Annotated in this window: 14 protein-coding genes; 4 read left to right on the top strand and 10 right to left on the bottom strand. The window is 63.9% G+C overall.

What is annotated here, in order from left to right; translation table 11 throughout:
* Positions 1 to 35: 35 nt before the first annotated feature.
* The 4 genes from qatD to qatA are packed head-to-tail and all read right to left on the bottom strand — an operon-like array spanning position 36 to position 5,015.
* The gene (qatD, locus tag CWS35_RS27190) at positions 36 to 791 is read right to left on the bottom strand and encodes a Qat anti-phage system TatD family nuclease QatD (RefSeq protein WP_100954812.1); all 756 of its coding nucleotides are present in this window, start codon (positions 789 to 791) and stop codon (positions 36 to 38) included.
* Positions 788 to 2,158, bottom strand: a complete 1,371-nt coding sequence (qatC, locus tag CWS35_RS27185) for a Qat anti-phage system QueC-like protein QatC (RefSeq protein ID WP_100954811.1) — start codon at positions 2,156 to 2,158, stop codon at positions 788 to 790. The genes qatD and qatC overlap by 4 nt, the downstream gene beginning before the upstream one ends.
* Positions 2,155 to 3,063: a Qat anti-phage system associated protein QatB gene (gene qatB / locus CWS35_RS40715; RefSeq protein ID WP_168226380.1), complete on the bottom strand. Its 909-nt coding sequence runs from the start codon at positions 3,061 to 3,063 to the stop codon at positions 2,155 to 2,157. The genes qatC and qatB overlap by 4 nt, the downstream gene beginning before the upstream one ends.
* Complete coding sequence (qatA, locus tag CWS35_RS27175) at positions 3,063 to 5,015, bottom strand: Qat anti-phage system ATPase QatA (RefSeq protein WP_100954809.1); 1,953 nt, start codon at positions 5,013 to 5,015, stop codon at positions 3,063 to 3,065. The genes qatB and qatA overlap by 1 nt, the downstream gene beginning before the upstream one ends.
* Positions 5,016 to 5,309: 294 nt before the next feature.
* Here qatA and CWS35_RS27170 point away from each other — a divergent pair, with 294 nt between their 5' ends.
* Positions 5,310 to 6,215, top strand: coding sequence for a restriction endonuclease (locus CWS35_RS27170; protein WP_245438689.1), 906 nt, complete (start codon positions 5,310 to 5,312; stop codon positions 6,213 to 6,215).
* A 398-nt stretch (positions 6,216 to 6,613) separates the two neighbouring features.
* Here the strand turns inward: CWS35_RS27170 and CWS35_RS27165 are convergent, their stop codons facing one another.
* On the bottom strand, positions 6,614 to 7,252 hold the full coding sequence (locus CWS35_RS27165; RefSeq protein WP_100954808.1) for a TetR/AcrR family transcriptional regulator: 639 nt from the start codon (positions 7,250 to 7,252) through the stop codon (positions 6,614 to 6,616).
* Between the two features lie 76 nt (positions 7,253 to 7,328).
* Here CWS35_RS27165 and CWS35_RS27160 point away from each other — a divergent pair, with 76 nt between their 5' ends.
* From CWS35_RS27160 to CWS35_RS27150, 3 genes are all read left to right on the top strand, one after another.
* A complete protein-coding gene (locus tag CWS35_RS27160) occupies positions 7,329 to 8,498 on the top strand; it encodes an FAD-dependent monooxygenase (RefSeq protein WP_100956693.1) in 1,170 nt (389 codons plus the stop codon).
* A 1,075-nt stretch (positions 8,499 to 9,573) separates the two neighbouring features.
* Positions 9,574 to 10,047, top strand: a complete 474-nt coding sequence (locus CWS35_RS27155; RefSeq protein WP_100954807.1) for a VOC family protein — start codon at positions 9,574 to 9,576, stop codon at positions 10,045 to 10,047.
* Positions 10,048 to 10,220: 173 nt separating this feature from the next.
* Positions 10,221 to 11,480 carry a serine hydrolase gene (locus CWS35_RS27150; protein ID WP_100954805.1) on the top strand — a complete coding sequence of 420 codons (1,260 nt, stop codon included), beginning with the start codon at positions 10,221 to 10,223 and terminating at the stop codon, positions 11,478 to 11,480.
* 106 nt (positions 11,481 to 11,586) lie between these two features.
* Here the strand turns inward: CWS35_RS27150 and CWS35_RS27145 are convergent, their stop codons facing one another.
* From CWS35_RS27145 to CWS35_RS27125, 5 genes are all read right to left on the bottom strand, one after another.
* Positions 11,587 to 12,084 (bottom strand): peptide deformylase, encoded by a 498-nt coding sequence (locus CWS35_RS27145; RefSeq protein ID WP_100954803.1) that lies wholly within the window; start codon positions 12,082 to 12,084, stop codon positions 11,587 to 11,589.
* Between the two features lie 192 nt (positions 12,085 to 12,276).
* On the bottom strand, positions 12,277 to 13,149 hold the full coding sequence (locus tag CWS35_RS27140) for a helix-turn-helix domain-containing GNAT family N-acetyltransferase (RefSeq protein WP_100954801.1): 873 nt from the start codon (positions 13,147 to 13,149) through the stop codon (positions 12,277 to 12,279).
* A 45-nt stretch (positions 13,150 to 13,194) separates the two neighbouring features.
* Positions 13,195 to 14,781 carry a tetratricopeptide repeat protein gene (locus CWS35_RS27135; RefSeq protein WP_100954799.1) on the bottom strand — a complete coding sequence of 529 codons (1,587 nt, stop codon included), beginning with the start codon at positions 14,779 to 14,781 and terminating at the stop codon, positions 13,195 to 13,197.
* Between the two features lie 72 nt (positions 14,782 to 14,853).
* Positions 14,854 to 15,711: a DMT family transporter gene (locus CWS35_RS27130; protein WP_100954797.1), complete on the bottom strand. Its 858-nt coding sequence runs from the start codon at positions 15,709 to 15,711 to the stop codon at positions 14,854 to 14,856.
* Positions 15,708 to 16,211 (bottom strand): MarR family winged helix-turn-helix transcriptional regulator, encoded by a 504-nt coding sequence (locus CWS35_RS27125; protein ID WP_100954795.1) that lies wholly within the window; start codon positions 16,209 to 16,211, stop codon positions 15,708 to 15,710. Before CWS35_RS27125 ends, CWS35_RS27130 begins: the two co-directional genes overlap by 4 nt.
* Between the last annotated feature and the right edge of the window lie 163 nt (positions 16,212 to 16,374).

The following is a 16,374-nucleotide window of genomic DNA, read 5'->3' as shown; positions in this document are numbered from 1 at the left end:
GAAGATTACAATTTTCCTAGACCCCCCTTGGGGGATCACCTCAGTAAAGAGCGAAGGTTCGATCTTACCGTTGTCGTGACGGTATCGACCGGGACCCTCCGGACGTCGGCGATCGCGGCGACCGTGGTTTTTACGTCAGCGGGCTCGCTGGGACGACCGTCAACCTGAGTGAAGGGGCCGTCTGTCTCCGTCAGTATCCGATCGATGGGCAAGTCGGAGACGAGGGAGCGGCCGCGATCCGAGCGGGTCATCTCGGCATTGACGGAGAAATAGCAGCCGAGCGTCGCCGCACGTCGAGCCTCGCTCTTGCTTCCGGTGAACCAGTGAAGCACGACGGTGCCGCGATCCTGCGGGAGATATTGTTCGATCATCGCGAGCACCGCTGGAACGCTTCTGACACTGTGGACCGTGAGAATCTTGCCACCGGCTTCTGCGCATCGCTCAAGGACGCTGCGGAACACATGCTTTTGGGTATCTAGCGATTTGTAGAAGCGCGGGCCGGCATCAAGACCGACTTCACCGACGTAGCGTGTCTCAGGCAGGTGACGCTCCCATAGCGGCAGTTCGCCGGCGCGCTCCGCGACAAGCTGCGGATGCAGCCCGAGCGCAGCGCGCACGAAGCGGGTATGACGCGTGAGTTCATGATTGCGCGCCCAGGCCTTTGGTGTCGTCGTGACGGTCAGCGTGTAGATCCGAGCGGCTTCTGCCCTTGCGATCGCGGCCTCATGGTCGGGATAGAGGTCGAGATGGCAGTGGAAATCGACACCGACGGCTTGAGCATTCTCGGTCATCCCGGCCGCGTCCTCACACCTGCCAGGAGTGCTCCAACCTCTTCAAGGCCGCGCCGGTACACGCCAGCGAGGGCGGTTTGCCGAGCCGGCGATTCATCGAAGAGCGGCCCCGGCTTGTGGATGAGAATCGGCGCCAGCGCCGGCCGGGCGCGAAGCCGCTCGATCGCAAGCTGGAAAGAGCGAATCTGGACGCCTTCTGATTGACGTGTGTCGAGCGCGCGGGCGGTGAGGTCATCGACCGTGTAGACGGTGGGATCTGGATCGGGGTGTAGGCCGGCAACGAGTGCTGCCCGTCTGATGAGACAAGGCAGGCAATAGCCGCAATGCTGTGTGCCGAGACCCTGCCAGCGCCCCTTGGTTGGGGACGCGCAGGATAGCGATGAGGGTACGAGGCGGCGCAACAATGCGCCGTTGGCGCAGGCCGCGACCATCTCGCCCTTGGTCCTATCCCAATAGGGATTTTCGATCCTGCCGTTCAGGCCCAGCCCATGGAGGGCGTCATTCCAACGGGCGATGTAAAAAGGATGGGTCGTGCGCGTGCTCAGTGCGCCGAGGCGCAATGGATCGAGCGGCACGTTGACGGCGATGAGGCCGTTCTCGGGCACTTTCAAGGTGAACGCCCCCTCAAGTCCGCTTCCAGCGAAGACGCCGAGGGCGAAGAACAGGAACGACCTGCCGCGGGTCGTGTTCTCTCCGCCTGAACCGCGGACGAAACCGTCCGGGTATGCCATCCAGAGGCGCAAGCGATCAAAGGCGCGGCCTCGATAGTGGGTCTTCAAAGTGTCGAAGATGGTGGACTGCGCATCGCTGGTCGCACCTTCGCCAGCGTGACTGATGAGAAGCGGTGTACGGCCATTCTCGAGGGCATCGATTGCGCCGATGAGACTGTCGAGGCCGCCCGAGAATAGCGCGAGGTCGTCGAAGGGAGGACCGATGAGCCGAGCAGGACGTGCGGGAGCGACCCTGACGAAACGGCGCGGTCGGGCGCGAAACGCGATCGACCAGCGGTCGCCGGTGAGAAAGTTCAGCATCCGGACGAAGGTCGGGGCGACGGCTGTCCATCGATCAGGATCGGAAACCGGGACGATCAGCCGGATTTCGCGGGTCCAGCCATCCTGCGATTCACTCGCCCGCGAAATGCGCGTGTCAGCAGCGTGGACGTGGGCGGCCAGGACCAGGATATCCACGCCGATCTCTGAAGGATGAACGCCAAGCCGCGACAGATCGCCGATTGCGCGGCCGATCCCGTGATCGAGTGTTCGCTCGCCGACAACCAGGTCGAGGCGGGTTTCGACCTCCCCATCGCCAAGTGGAAAGCGGCTGCGGTCGCCTGGGCCGTATCGGCCTATGATAACGTGTCTCCTCATGCGCCTTCCGCCTCCGCATCGCCCATGATCTGCAAGATCCCGAACGCTTGCTCGTAGATGCGCCCGACGAACTGGAGCACGCGATCGGGCGTCAGCGCGGCAGCCGCGGCGCGGGCGACCGTGAGCGCATCAGCCACCCCGCGCCGAATGAAGTCGTTCAATTGCGCCTGCACGCGCGCGGCTTCGCGGCTATCCGACGGCAGGGTGATCGTCTTCGCGCCGATGTCGTTGCAGAGTCGTGCTTCGATCGCGTTGGTCGCATACAGCTCGAACACAGTCTGCATCTGATCGGCGGTGAGGCCATCGAGGTCGGTAATGCCTGCACCGGCGAGGTCTGTGATCGTTTCGATGAACGCTTCGCGTGCGATGCCTTCGTCGATCGAACCGCCGTCAGGACACACATAGTCCGCCAAACCGAGAAAGATTTCTTCGATAGGGCGGCCTGCGAGAGCGCCGAGGTTGAGCGCGCGAAGCGCTTCGGTCGCGCCGCGCGCAACGGCGTCTGACAAGAAGCCAAGCAGGCGGCTGCCTGCGCCGCGCGCCGATCCCATCCTTGCGGCTGCTGTGCGCGCGCCGCCTGACGATGAGCCCACATAGTGCGATACTGCTCGGCCGAGGCTCTTGCGGTCGCTGCCGCCCGAACCAGCGAAACGCGAGAAGTTGTTGCGTGCCGCTGAGAAGCGCGCGGGATCGGCTACCGGCGGTATGGGCGGGCGAGCCGGCGGTGCCGGGGGAGCGGCTGGTGGGGCACCGTCTGCTGGCGCATCCGCGGGCGGACCGTCTGGTGGTCCACCATCGGGAGGAGCTCCGTCTGGAGCGGCAGGCGGTGCGCCGTCATCGCCTAGCCAGCTTGGAACGAGGGGCGTCCCGCCGCCCTGGCCGCCGAATGCACTGGAGGTGCCCATCAGCGGACTCCCTGGCGGGTGCGAAGAACACCCATGGCCGCCGCCTTGAGCATCGCGCCACCTTCTTTGCCCCAGGTCTGAAGAAGGCGGTCGAAGCGTTGGGTCGCATCGCCGTCCTTGAGAACACCTTCCCAGCCGCCGCAGACCCATGGACCGAGACGATCTCGCGGGAGCGCTTCGAGGAAATCGACGAGATTGGCCTGCAGGGTCGGATGAGCCTTAACGAGAACCGCCAAACCCGCCGCGCCAGGCGGCTCAGTGTCAAAGCTGTCCCCACCGACGATGCGGCCGCGCACGGCTTCGAAGATCTGCGCAGCTTCAGGCGTGGCCAGGCGCTTGAGATCGGCTTCGAGGCCCTGCACCGCGAATTTCCCGCCGAAGAGCTGTTCGACCACGGCGGCGAGGTGGCCGAGCACTGAGGCGGCGCCGAAATAATCTTTCCTGTCCTTGGCGACGAAGAGGTAGGGGCGAAGATCCTCGCCACCGATCGCGGTTGGCACCGCCGCCCAGGCTTTGATCGCAGGCGACGATAGCCACTCGCTCAAAAGCGCGCTCTCAGTCGACTTCACGGCGTCGTCGCCTTTGGCTGCGGCCTTCTCCGGCTTGGCCGCAGTTTTCGCGTCATCCTTGGCGGTCGCCGCCGCTTCGAGTGCTGACAGGTCCGGGCATTTGCCATTTGCTGCTGCCGCGGCTGCCGCGGCGATCTGATCGAAGAGGCGGGGCAGGAACCGCTCGGCGAGCATGAGTTTTGCGAGCACAGGCAGCTTGACGTCATCCCCGAACCCTCTCGCTTCGGCGGTGCGCTGCCGCAAGACGAGCGTGTTGAGGAATCGCTTGATCTGACGCGGATTGCCCTTGGTTCCGCTGGCGAGGATCGGTCCGATCTGATCGCTGAGCGCCAACGCATTGTTGGCGCGCGAAGCCTTGCCCCCGAGAGCGGTTCTGACGGTGGCAGCATCGAGCGCACCCGAGGTCCACGGGCGCTTAAGCCGTTCACGAGCGACCTTGATCAAGGCGTTGAACGCCTCGTCGTTGTCGCCGAGTTCGGCGCCGACAAGGAGGAGCGTCACATAGATGCGCGTTTCCGTGTCCCCCAGCGCAGGGATGCGGAAGGGCACCTGGATGAGCTTCTCGAGGTAGTTCCGGGCATATGTCTGCGGACCGGTGGTGTCCGGCAGATCGGGAAAGTGTTTGCGCACCGCATATTCGATCATCGCCTCGTCGGCGGCGACGACGAAGGCGGTGCGGGACGTGAAGACGAAGAGGCGGACGGCCTCCAAGGTCTCGATCGCGGTATCGGGCAAGCAGCGATCGAGGTCATCGATCAGGACAACGAGTTGCTCGACACCCGCCTTGTCGAGGAGATCGTCGAAGGCCTTCCGGAATGCGTTGATCTCCTCAGGAACGTTGGTCGAGTCGCCTTCGCCCTTCGGCTTCAACAGGCCTTTCACGCCTTCGACTGCGGCTTCGAGATTCTCCTTGGTGGCGAGCTTTGCCGGATCGGCGAGGAAGCCTTCCAAGGTGCCGACGATCGTCTGAATCTGATCGGGCGTCGGGATGCCGGTAAAGGCGGTGAAGGCGAGCCCACCAGCCTTCTTCGCCACCTTGAGCCAGTCGATCCGGCGAAAGACATCCTTGACCGTTTCGCCCGCCGCGGTGAGAGCGGGCCGCTTTTCGATGAGCCCGGTGACGATGCCCTCGATAAGCGCAATTTTAGCGTCTTCGAATCCCTGAAAACGCCAACCATTGAACTTGAGGCACAGGACCTTCGCTTCCCCCTCGAAGCCGGCCTCGATCATCTCCAACACACTAGACTTGCCGGCGCCCCAATCACCATGGACACCAACAGTCACCGGTTGATCGGGCCGGTCGCGCAAGAGTTTGATGATGGTCGCTGCGATCGCCTCGTTGTTGAGAAGGTCGACCTTAGTCTCGTTGTCCGTCAGGATCACTGCTTGCCCCCACAGCTTCAGCAGCCGGAGGAGCCCATCCTGGCGGCTGCGCTCCGCAACGGCAGTTCCTCTGCCTTCTTCGTGCTACGGATTTAGGGATTGTGTAGCATGAAGCTTACAATCTTGCTAGATTGAGAGTCGTCACATGAATCCTGTGACGATCCCGAGACACATCATTCGTCGGATCTCCGCGCAATGAGTTGTCGGCAGCCTGCGGCAGGACGCATTGGGGCGCGCTTTCGGCCCCGGATTGAACCCGAGGTGGGGATGGAGGAGCGTGAGGGCTGGTAGGTTATGATGTCGTTTCGTGAAGCTCAGGCGGTCGAAGACCTGGCGGATCTTCTCTACGATTTCCTCCCCGGAAGCGGAAACAACAGGACCGCGTTTCCGCTTGCCGCTGCGCAGGCCGGTGTTGGCGATCTATGGGTCCCAGGCAGCAAGCGACCCGCGATCGTGCAGCTCTTGACCGCGACGCTCGAACAGCGCCGGTCGTGTTTCACCAAGTTAATCGTGGCGATCGTTCGACAGGCGATGACCTACCGGCGCGGAAAGGGAAATCCCCTAAGCCGCGAAGAGATTGATCGGCTGAACATCCTTCTTCCCGGTGTCCAATTCAAAATCCCCGAGTTGCTTGATCCAAGTTTTCTCGGCAGCTTCGGCTCGGTAAAGGCGGGGGAGCCTGCGCGGCAGGCGTCTTCGACGTTGAGTGAGTCGAAGGCCCAGGAACTTGCGACGCTGCTCGTTGAGATCACCAAGCTCGACCCCCAGGCGCGAGGTCTGCGATTCGAAGGCTTTCTCAACGAGCTGTTCGCCGGCTTTGGGCTCGCGCCGCGTGGCTCGTTCCGTCTCGTCGGCGAGCAGATCGACGGCAGTTTCAAGCTGCATGGTCAGACCTATCTGGTGGAAGCGAAATGGCACGGGCCTCAGATCGGCTTTGCCGATCTGATGACGTTTTCCGGTAAGGTCGGCGGAAAAGCGTCGTGGTCGCGCGGACTGTTCGTTAGCAATTCCGGTTTCACGGCCGAGGGGCTCGAAGCGTTCTCGCGTGGGCGGCAAACCAATCTGATATGCGCGGACGGGCTCGACCTCTATGAGGTGCTCTCGCGCAAGGTCTCATTGATCGGGGTTTTAGAAGCGAAGGAACGTCGTGCTGCCGAAACAAACCGAGCGTTCGTCGCTGTGCGAGATCTGAATCTCTGAGAGAGTTGAAGAGGTTTGGGCGGTGATGACGGTATAGCTAGCGAGGTGTAGGTGATTACACATCGTACCGCAGCGTACAGATGGCGGGGCGGGCTTGATCGATGTCGGGTGAGCTTCCTCGACCGTGTTCGGCGATAGATGGTGGAAGGTGCGTTTCGCGAAAGCAGCCGAAAAATCCAATGTTTTCAGAAGCGCGAGTTTTTGACGGATTGGCTGACGGTATAGCAAGCCGAGAAAATTTTTTTGACGGGCAATTTCAATGCGTTATGAGAGCAGGAAATAATCGAGTGGGAGTAGGGTAAGAGGGGAAACGCTCTAAACGGCGTAGCCAATCCCCGTTCTTCCTGAATCGGATCTCGATCAGCGATTTTTGCCGCGAGGCTCGAACGCGGCCAGGATCAAGCGTAAGCGGTCTTTGCGAGGGCTGCGGCTGCTCCCGCCGTCCCGCGGTCGATAACCGCAAGGAAGCAGCGCTTCGCCGCGCTTGCGTCACGCGTGCGATCAAAGAGTTTCTGCGCTTCACTGAAGGCAACGTTCCAGGTCGATACGATGAGTCCGGCTGCAAGATGAGCATTCGGATCACCTGTTGGTCGGTTGCTGGTATCGGCCAACACGATTGCTAATGCGCGGGTAAAATCGTCTCGCATCTCCCGCGCGCGCGCCTTGAGCGCCTCACTGGCCATGGCCGTCTTGATGAACCAGCTCGTGTCTGCGGACAGCATCACAAACTCATGATCCTGCGCAACAAGGTCATGCGCCAGTTTGCGAGTCGCCTCGATCGGCGAGACGCCGGGCCCACGTTTGCGAATAGCGTCGAAGGCCAACGCCTGAATCTCTTCCTCACGGTCGAAGAACATGTCCTCTTTCCGGGGGAAATGATTGAAAACCGTCATTCGGCCAACGTCGGCTGCTGCGGCGATTTCGTCGATCGTTACTGAATCGAAGCCCCGCTCAAGAAACAGACGGGTCGCCGTGTCCGAGATGCTCTGGCGGGTTGCCAGACGCTTGCGGGTGCGTCGGTCGGCCTTTTCGTTCATCAATCCTTGCCTTATATGTACTCAGTATATATTAATACTGAGTATGGTTCAATATCATCCTTCCATGGAGCCCTCTATGGTCGACTACCCTGTCTCCGTCCAGAATCCTCATCCGCCTTCCGGCGCCCCTGTGCTGGTCAGTGGCGCAAGCTTCGCGGGCTTGGCGATGGCTTATTGGCTCAACCGGCTGGGCTACCGGGTTACGGTGGTCGAGGTTGCAAGCGAGCTTCGCAAAGGCGGGACGCCGGTCGACATCGAGGGCGAGACCGTTGGCGTTCTCGAGCGCATGGGTATGTTCGATGCTGTTCGAGCCAAGGCGTTGCCCCCGCGCGCGTTTGAGTTCAAGGACGTCCAGGATCACACGCTTGGCGGCTTTGGCATCGATACCGGGCCGGATGCGCCGCCGCGCACCCGGTTTGAGATACACCGTGATGATCTGCTGGAAATCCTCTTCGCGGGGATCGATGGGGCGGTCGAGCTGCGGTTCGGCCGCTCGATCAAACAGCTTAGCGATGGTCCTGAAGGCGTCACGGTCACGCTGGATGACGGGACGCGGCGTACCTATGCCCTGGTGTTTGGCTGCGACGGCAATCGCTCCAACACGAGGAAGTTGGTGTTCGGCGACGAGAAGAACTTCACTTACTTCATGGGAGGTTATGTCTATCTGAAGGTCGTGCCGGTGACGGGTATATTGCCGCCCAACGTATCGCAGGTGTTCAGCGTGCCGGGGCGAACGGCAATGCTGAACGGCTACGACGACCGAACCGACATTGGCCTCGCGTTTCGCGCCACCAGCGAAATCGAATACGACTATCGTGATCGCGCGCAGCAGCGAGCGATGATCCATGACCATTTCGATGGGCTAGGCTGGAAGGTGCCGGCCGCCCTGAAGCACGTGGATACTGACAACGACTTTTACTTCGACAGGATCAACCAGATCCGGATGCCGTTTTGGTCGAAAGGGCGGGTCGCTCTCGTGGGTGACGCAGGCTACTGCGTATCACCGGTAGCAGGGATGGGTGGCTCGATGGCGATCATTGGGGCGGGACGACTTGCCGAAGCATTGCAACGGAACGGCGCCGACTACGCTGCCGCCTTCCAAGACTATCACGACAAACTGCATGCCTTTGTCGATGAAGTTCAGATGAGGGCAGCCAATGACGGCATGGCAATGATATTCCCAGTCGACGATGCCGAAATTTCGGAGCGTGACCGAAGGCTCCGTGACGGCGAACTCAACCTGTAGCAAGCATCGGATCGGCCGGGTTCGACGGAGCCACAGTCCAGCTCCCCTGGGGTTGCTTGGCGAAAGCGATCAGCCAAGTTGGCGCCAAGCGATGGATTGGCGCGCCGCTTCTCGCCGAATTGTCTGTGCCGTACGACAGAACCGCCTCGACGCAAATCAAATCTCACCGCACCTCCTGCGACAAATCACCCCAACGGGCAACTCAGCATAACCCGTCAATCCGCGACTAAGAAAATATTCCGCTTGGCGTTTGACCCAACTCAGCTGTTCAATGTGCGCGTCTCACCCGACACGAGGGGCGGATCGCGATCGTCACGGACGCGGGTGGAGATGCGGTGGACGCCGAATGCGCGACTGACGAGTGCGCGTGAGGCGGACGGCGAAGTCGTGTGGTCCTGACGCCCAAGTGGCAGGTGTCTCTTCACATTGCGCGGTGCGCGTGGCGGAGACGGTGACAAAAAAGTCTGGTCTCGCCGGGGAGAGCACGAAGTAAGCCGTAACCCATCGCGCAGGGAAAGCCGGGTTGTTTCCGGTTACACCTGTGGTCCTACCCCCGAGCTTTCTACCCATTGCTCGGGGCCCATGGGTGCGATCGGCACCCGGCTTTCCCTGCGCCCTCTGTGAGAGGAGGGCGGAACGAAATGCAAAACTTCGGACAGCTCATGTCGCGAGAATGCGAAGCCGTATCCCCAACCTCAACTGTCATCGCCCGGCTCGACCGGGCGATCCAGTACGCCGCGGCCCATCCATTCAACAACGACTGTCTCTGGAATACTGGATCGCCCGGTCGCGCCGGGCGATGACACCGCGTGTTGGTCATCTTGAATCGAGAGCCATCCACATCGTCGTCCTGGCGAAAGCCAGGACCCATTACCCCAAATGGTCGTTGGTTACGCGACGCGGGGGCGATGATCCTGCTCATCTCGAATTCGGTGGTTATGGGTCCTGGCTTTCGCCAGGACGACAGCGTGTGCGGATGCGTGCCGTCACAAACTAGTTCCCGCAAATTATTCTCGTCGGCCTGTCGGTTGCCGTCGTCGCCAACCGTCCTTTGCGCATAACAAGGAGACTGCACATGACCGATCTCGTCACATGCCTTTGGTTCGATCAGGGCCGGGCGCGCGAAGCGGCGGAGTTTTATGCCGCGACCTTTCCCGACAGCCATGTCGATGCTGGGCACGTCTCGCCGATTCCGGGGATCGGGCAGGGCGATGAGCTGACGGTCGAGTTCACCGTGCTCGGCCGCCGCTTCGTCGGGCTGAATGGCGGTTCCAACTACGTGCCGAACGAGGCCGTCAGTTTCATGGTGCTGACCGACAGCCAGCAGGAGACCGATCGCTACTGGAACGCGGTGACGAAAAATGGCGGCAAGGAATTGCCGTGCGGCTGGTGCCGTGACCGCTGGGGCTTCACCTGGCAGATCACGCCGCGGCGGCTGCTCGAGCTGGTCAACGGGGCCGATCAAGCCGCGGGGCGTCGCGCGATGGAGGCGATGATGACGATGAAGAATATCGACATCGCCGCGATCGAGCGGGCGGCGGCTGGGTAATCCGTTGGCGCGGGAAGGTTTTGGCCCGGGCGCGACAGTCGGGTGTCGGATCGCGCGGACGGCGCGCTCGCGGCGACGACCACCCCGGCGCAAACGCGGGGTGTGGCGGTTGCCGTCGCGTGATACGAAATTCGTATCGCAGCCTTCGTCTCGCAGCTCTGGAGCCAACCTTGATGTCCGTCGCAGCCGCCAATCCGCAACAAAACCCCACCGCCGCCGAGACCGATCCGAACGAGCTCGGCTGGATGCAGGGCTTTCCGCCGCCGCAGGACAAGACCATCACCTTCCAGGACGGCTCGTTCCGCAGCTTCCCCGAACTGCGCTGGGCCTGGAGCAACATCCGCCAGCTGGTGCCGACGGTGAATGTCTGGCGCGGAGCAGGGGGCGCGTCGGTGCTGCCGCGCGCGGATCACGACATCGGCGGGTCGGCGTCGGTGACGATGGACGGCCGGCCGCAGACCTTCGCGCGCATGCTCGAGGACAGCTACGCCGATGGCATCGCCGTGCTGCATCGGGGCAAACTGATCTACGAGCGCTACTTCGGCGCGCTGAAGCCGCACAAGCCGCATATCGCGATGTCGGTGACCAAGTCGTTCACCGGCACGCTCGCCGGCATCCTGATCGCCGAGGGCAAGATCGATCCGCAGGCGCCGGTCACCGACTACGTGCCGGAGCTGAAGGCCAGCGCGTTCGGCGATGCCCGCGTGCATGAAGTGATGGATATGACCACCGGCCTGAAATACACCGAGGTCTATACCGACAAGAACTCCGACGTCTGGGGGCTGCGCCGCGCCAACGGCATGGCGCCGATCCCGCCGGGCTATGAGGGCGCGACCACCATCTTCGATTTCCTCTGCGCGCAGCCGAAGCAGGGCGAGCACGGCAAGGCGTTCGCCTACAAGACCGTCAACACCGACGTACTGGCCTGGATCATCCGGCGCGCCAGCGGCATGACCTTGTCGGATCTCTTGTCCGAGCGGATCTGGGCGCCGATGGGCGCGGAGGAGGACGCGCATTATCACGTCGACCGCATCGGCACCGAAAGCGGCGGCGGCGGGTTGTCGACCACGCTGCGCGATCTCGCCCGCTTCGGCGAGACCATCCGCAATCACGGCCGCTTCAATGGCCGCCAGATCGTGCCGTCGCAGGTGGTCGAGGACATCGCACGCGGCGGCGATCCCGAGAAGTTCAAGCCGGCCGGCTACACCACGCTGCCCGGCGCCTCCTACCGCAATCAATGGTGGGTGACGCACAATGCGCACGGCGCCTTCATGGCGCGCGGCGTGCACGGCCAGGGCATCTACATCGATCCCAGGGCCGAGATGGTGATCGCGCGCTACGCCTCGCACCCGATGGCCGGCAATGCCGCCAATGACCCGGTGACCTTGCCGGCGTACATGGCGCTGGCGAAGGATCTGATGGCGGGAGGGTAGGACGTTCAGTGTTGTAGGGTGGATTAGCCGAAGGCGTAATCCGCCATCGCTCCATCGCAAGAGCCGCGGCGGGTTACGCTTCGCTAACCCGCCCTACGAAATTCGCTCATCCGCGCGAGATCTTCTCGAACCGCTTGATCAGGCGCTCCCGCTTCAACCGCGACAGCCGCCTGATCCAGAACATGCCGTCGAGCTGATCGATCTCGTGCTGGTGGCAAACGGCGCGCAGGCCGTCGGACTCCTCGGTCTGCGCGTTGCCGTCGGTGTCCTGATAGCGGATGCGGACGCGCGCATGGCGCTCGACCTCGTCGGTGACGCCGGGCATCGAGACGCTGCCTTCCTTGTGCAGGATCATCTCGTCCGAGGTGAAGATGATCTCCGGATTGACATAGGTCCGCGGCCCCTCGCGCGCATCGAGCTCGAGCACCACGACGCGCAGCGCCACGCCGATATGCGGCGCGGTGATGCCGATGCCGGGCGCGGCGCGCATGGTCTCGAGCAGATCCTGCGCCAGCTCGCGCAGCGCGTCGTCGAACATGCTCACCGGCTCGGCGGGCCGCGCCAGCCGCGGATCGGGATAGCGGACGATGGGACGAATGGTCATCCCGCTGTCTTAGGCCAGCGCATGGCGCCGGACAACACGCGGAAGAGGAGGTCTATCGAATCTGTGTTTGATCTCTCCACGAACGCGTCATGCCCGGCCTCGTGCCGGGCATCCACGTCTTGGTTTCCGAGAGCGAAAGGCGTGGATGGCCGGGACAAGCCCGGCCATGACGAATGTGGAAATGGCAGCGCCTCAGAGACGCTTTTCGAAGAACAGATCGGGGTAGGGATCGTCGTTGAAGCGCGGAATCTCGGTCCAGCCCGATCTGCGGTAGAGTTGGCCGGCCTCCGCCAGCGCGCTGTTGGTGTCGAGCCGCAGCACCGCGATGCCGAGCTCGCGCGCGACGCGTTCGGCATCGTCCATCAAGCGGCGGCCGAGCCCGAGGCCGCGCGCAGCGGGCGCGACCCACAGCCGCTTGATCTCGGCGTAGTCGCGGTCGCCACCCTTCAACCCGACGCAGCCGAGCGGCAGGCCGTCCGACATCGCCACGATGAAGCTGCCGCGCGGCCGCACCATGTCCTTCGCATCAGGATCGCGCGACAGCTTGACGTCGAAGCCCTGTTTGAAGCGCCGCGCCAGCTCCGCGTAATATTCGCCGAGGCAGTAGCGTGCCTCCTCGCTGCGCGGGTCGATCTCATCCAGCGACGTGGCGTCGCGTCCGAGCGCCGAGGCGATCAGATCCATTGCCGCCAGCAGCGCCTCACGCTGGGTGTGGTGCGCAAGGAAGTCGGTCGCCTGCCGGTTGGAAAGCGCCTCATAGGCGTTGAACTCGCGCTTGCCGGCCGGCGTCAGCTTCGCGATGCGGCGGCGGGCGTCGTCCTCATGCGCCGTGGTCTCGATCAGCCCTTCGTCCTCGAGGCTGCGCAGCAGCCGGCTCATCAGGCCGGAATCGAGCCCGAGATAATCCCTGATGTCGCCGACATCGGCGCGGCCATGCCCGATCGCGTTCAGTACCCGCGCCGCACCGAGCGGCCGGCCGCGGCCGAGGAACGAGGTGTCGAGCGCACCGACCGCACGGGTGACGGAACGGTTGAAACGACGGACGCGGGCGACAGGGTCGAGCATATATCTGACTTTAGTCAGATATCGTCCTGCCGTCAATCGGCTGCCTCAGTGTTGGAACCGACGCAGTTCGTCGCGCAGCCGATCGATCACGCTGTCCCAATCGCCAAAAGCCTGCTGGCGGAGCAGCGTCGCGGTCGGATACCACGGCGTATCGGTGCGCTGGCGCATCCAGCGGAAATCCGCGGCATGCGGCAACAGCAGCAACACCGGCTTGCCCAGCGCGCCCGCGAGATGCGCGACCGCGGTATCCACGGACACGACGACATCGAGCAGCGCAATCGCGGCGGCCGTATCGGCGAAATCGCCGAACTCGTCGCCGAGCTGAACCAGGTTTGGCAGATCGCGCAAGATCTCACGATCGGCGCTGCGCAACTCGCTCTGGAGGCTGACGCATTGCAGCGGCAATGTCTCGAGCAGCGGAGCCAGCCGCGCCAGCGGGAGCGAGCGGTTGGCGTCGTTCTTGTGGGTGGCGGAGCCGGACCAGACGAAGCCGGCGCGCGGTCGGCCGGGCGGCAAGCGGGTCTGCCAACGCTCCAGCCGATCGGCAGGCGCCGAGAGATAGGGGATCGATACCGGGATCGTCTCGAGCTGCGTCCTGAACGCCAGCGGAAGACTGAGCAGCGGGCAATGCAGGTCGAACGCGGGCAGCGGCGCGCCGGCCGAGATGACCTGCACGTCGTCGAGCTGCGAAAGCAATGGCCGCAATTCGCCTTGAACCTCGCAGATGACGTTGGCGTCCAGGCGGGTCAGCAGCGGCGCGTAGCGGATGAACTGGATGGTGTCGCCAAAACCCTGCTCGGCGTGCAACAGAATGGTCTTGCCGCCGACCGGCCGGTCGCCCAGCCACAACGGAGCCGGCAACGACCGACGCTGCCGGGCGAACGCGCCGGTCTTCCAGCGCCATTCATAGGCCTTCCAGCCGGCGTCGAAATCGCCAAGCGTGATATGCGCCATCGCGGCTTCGAAATGCGCTTCGGCGAAATCCGGAGCGACCGCGATCGCCGCGCTGAATTCGGGCAGCGCCTCCGTGGGCCGGTCGAGCCGGCGAAGGGTATGGCCGCGATTGGTCAGGATCTGCGGATGGCGCGGCATCAGCCCGCGCGCGGCATCGTAGTTCGCAAGCGCCGCGAGCGGCGCATTCAATCTCAGCTGGGTGTTGCCCCGGTTGACCAGCGCGCCGACGTGATCGGGCTTGGCTGCGAGCGCGGCGTCATAGCTCGCCACCGCCTCGTCGTAGCGGCCGAGCTCCAGATAGCTGTTGCCGAGATTGTAGAGAAACTCGGGCTGGTCGGGCTCAAGTTGCAGCGCGCTGCGATAGCGCGAGATGGCTTCGTCGTACTGTCCGGCCGTGTGCAGCGCCAGCCCGAGATTCGACATTGCCTCCGACGAAACCGAATTGGCCTTCAGCGCGGCGCCGAGCAAGCGCAGCGCCTCCGCCAGCCGGTGGCGCCGGAAATTGACCATGCCCAGCAGGTGCAACGTGTCGAAATCGTCGGGCACGTGTTCGAGCAGCCCGGTGCAGAGCCGCTCGGCCCTGGCGAGATCGCCTTGCTGGAACGACTCGAAGGCCTTGCGCTGCATCCGCGCCAGGTTCGGCATCCGTCCAGATGTGCTGGTCCAACTTGCCGGCATGGAAGCGCCTTCGAATCGTCTGACGCGGTGACGGTAGCATTTTTCGCCGACGGCCTGCCCGTTGCGCCACTGTCAGCGCGACAGCACCAGCACATTGCCGGCCAGGATCGCGGCGGCGCCGGCGAGCACCGGCCAGCCCAGCGTAAGATGCTCGAACAGCGCCGACAGCACGAGGGCGACCAGCGGCACCAGTGCGAGCGTGTAGGCGGCACGGCCGGGGCCGAGCCGGCGCACCAACTCGAAATAGAGCATGAAGGTGACGCAGGACGCGGCGACGGCGAGATAGAGGAAGCTCGCGGCGTAGGAGAGCGAAAGGTCGGCCGCGAAATGCATGCCCGTCGCGATTGCCCAGAGCGCGCTCGCCGCGGAGCCGACGAAGGCCGCCCAGGCGAGCACGGACACGACTGGCAATCCGGCGCGCTGGTTGCGGGCGCCGACGCTGGTTCCGGCGCCGGTCGCCATCGCCGCGACCAACGCCCAGGCGAAGCCTGCAAGCGGCGCGGTGCCATGCGCGCCGGCGCCCGGCAGGAAGATGATCGCAAGTCCGAGGATACCGCACAGCGCGCCCCAGACGAAGCCGGCGGAGATCGGCACGCCGAGCGTTGTGCGCGCGATCACGGCCGCGAACAGCGAGGAGGTCGACAGCACCAGCGCCGCAAGCCCGCTCGGCATCCGCGCGGTCGCCTCATAGAACGCGATGAAGGCAATGGCGAAGAACAGCAGGCCCTGCAACGCGACCGCCGGCCGGTCCTTGCGCGGGATCGTCAATGGCACGCCGCGCAACCGCGCGTAGCCGACCAGGATGAGGCCGGCCAGCGCCATCCGCAGCGCGACCGACCATGGCGCGGGCGTGATGCCGGCCTGCATCGCGGTCGCCAGCGCGCCGCCGCCCCAGAGCAGTGCGGTCAGCGCGAACAATGCGGCCGTCATGGCGTGTCGCCGTCGAGCAGCGCGCGCCAGCCGCCGGCATCGATTCGCGCGCTTTCCGCCTCGAGCCGGGTGAGCGCGGAATCGAGCATCGTTCGCTCGCCCGGCGAAAGCCTGCCGAGCAGCCGCGCCTCGATCGCACTGCCGAGGGCTGCGATCCGGTTGAAGGCGGCCCGGCCGCTACGGGTGATGCTCACGGCCGCAAAGCGCCGATCGGTCTTGCCCGGACGCCGCAGCGCGAAGCCGAGCTCGACCAGCTGGCCGATGCCGCGGCTGACCGCGAATGGATCGAGCGCGCAGGCGCGGCCGATCTCGGAGGCATTGGCGGCATCGCGCTCGGCGATGACGGCGAGGATGCGCCAGCCGGCCTGGCTCAGTCCGAATGTCTCGCCGTAGAAACTTTCCAGCGGACGCGCCACCTGCGCCGCGACCAGGAACAGGCGGTAGGGCAGCCAGGCGCTGAGCTTCAGGCCGTCATCGGATGCGGGAGCAGGTTGTTTCATGTGCGGAGGGTTTCATATGTACTTGCATAATGCAAGCATCTCGCAAGCAGCCTCCGGCGCGCCTGCGCGAAAATCCCGACACACTTGTCACTCCCGCTTGCGGTCGCTGCCGCGCCAGATTGCGGCATGGCCAATGACGACCGGCGGCGCGTGGTGGAACCGC

It is taken from the genome of Bradyrhizobium sp. SK17, assembly GCF_002831585.1.
In the GTDB taxonomy this organism is placed as follows: domain Bacteria; phylum Pseudomonadota; class Alphaproteobacteria; order Rhizobiales; family Xanthobacteraceae; genus Bradyrhizobium.
This window is presented reverse-complemented; position numbering and strand designations above follow the sequence as displayed.

What these genes read in the sequence shown, in the direction of transcription:
- CWS35_RS27140 (WP_100954801.1), bottom strand. Translation starts at nt 13,149, where the DNA reads ATGCTCGACCCTGTCGCCCGCGTCCGTCGTTTCAACCGTTCCGTCACC.
- CWS35_RS27165 (WP_100954808.1), bottom strand. Translation starts at nt 7,252, where the DNA reads ATGAACGAAAAGGCCGACCGACGCACCCGCAAGCGTCTGGCAACCCGC.
- CWS35_RS27145 (WP_100954803.1), bottom strand. Translation starts at nt 12,084, where the DNA reads ATGACCATTCGTCCCATCGTCCGCTATCCCGATCCGCGGCTGGCGCGG.
- CWS35_RS27135 (WP_100954799.1), bottom strand. Translation starts at nt 14,781, where the DNA reads ATGCCGGCAAGTTGGACCAGCACATCTGGACGGATGCCGAACCTGGCG.
- CWS35_RS27155 (WP_100954807.1), top strand. Translation starts at nt 9,574, where the DNA reads ATGACCGATCTCGTCACATGCCTTTGGTTCGATCAGGGCCGGGCGCGC.
- qatC (WP_100954811.1), bottom strand. Translation starts at nt 2,158, where the DNA reads ATGAGGAGACACGTTATCATAGGCCGATACGGCCCAGGCGACCGCAGC.
- CWS35_RS27150 (WP_100954805.1), top strand. Translation starts at nt 10,221, where the DNA reads ATGTCCGTCGCAGCCGCCAATCCGCAACAAAACCCCACCGCCGCCGAG.
- CWS35_RS27170 (WP_245438689.1), top strand. Translation starts at nt 5,310, where the DNA reads ATGATGTCGTTTCGTGAAGCTCAGGCGGTCGAAGACCTGGCGGATCTT.
- CWS35_RS27130 (WP_100954797.1), bottom strand. Translation starts at nt 15,711, where the DNA reads ATGACGGCCGCATTGTTCGCGCTGACCGCACTGCTCTGGGGCGGCGGC.
- qatD (WP_100954812.1), bottom strand. Translation starts at nt 791, where the DNA reads ATGACCGAGAATGCTCAAGCCGTCGGTGTCGATTTCCACTGCCATCTC.
- CWS35_RS27125 (WP_100954795.1), bottom strand. Translation starts at nt 16,211, where the DNA reads ATGAAACAACCTGCTCCCGCATCCGATGACGGCCTGAAGCTCAGCGCC.
- qatB (WP_168226380.1), bottom strand. Translation starts at nt 3,063, where the DNA reads ATGGGCACCTCCAGTGCATTCGGCGGCCAGGGCGGCGGGACGCCCCTC.
- CWS35_RS27160 (WP_100956693.1), top strand. Translation starts at nt 7,329, where the DNA reads ATGGTCGACTACCCTGTCTCCGTCCAGAATCCTCATCCGCCTTCCGGC.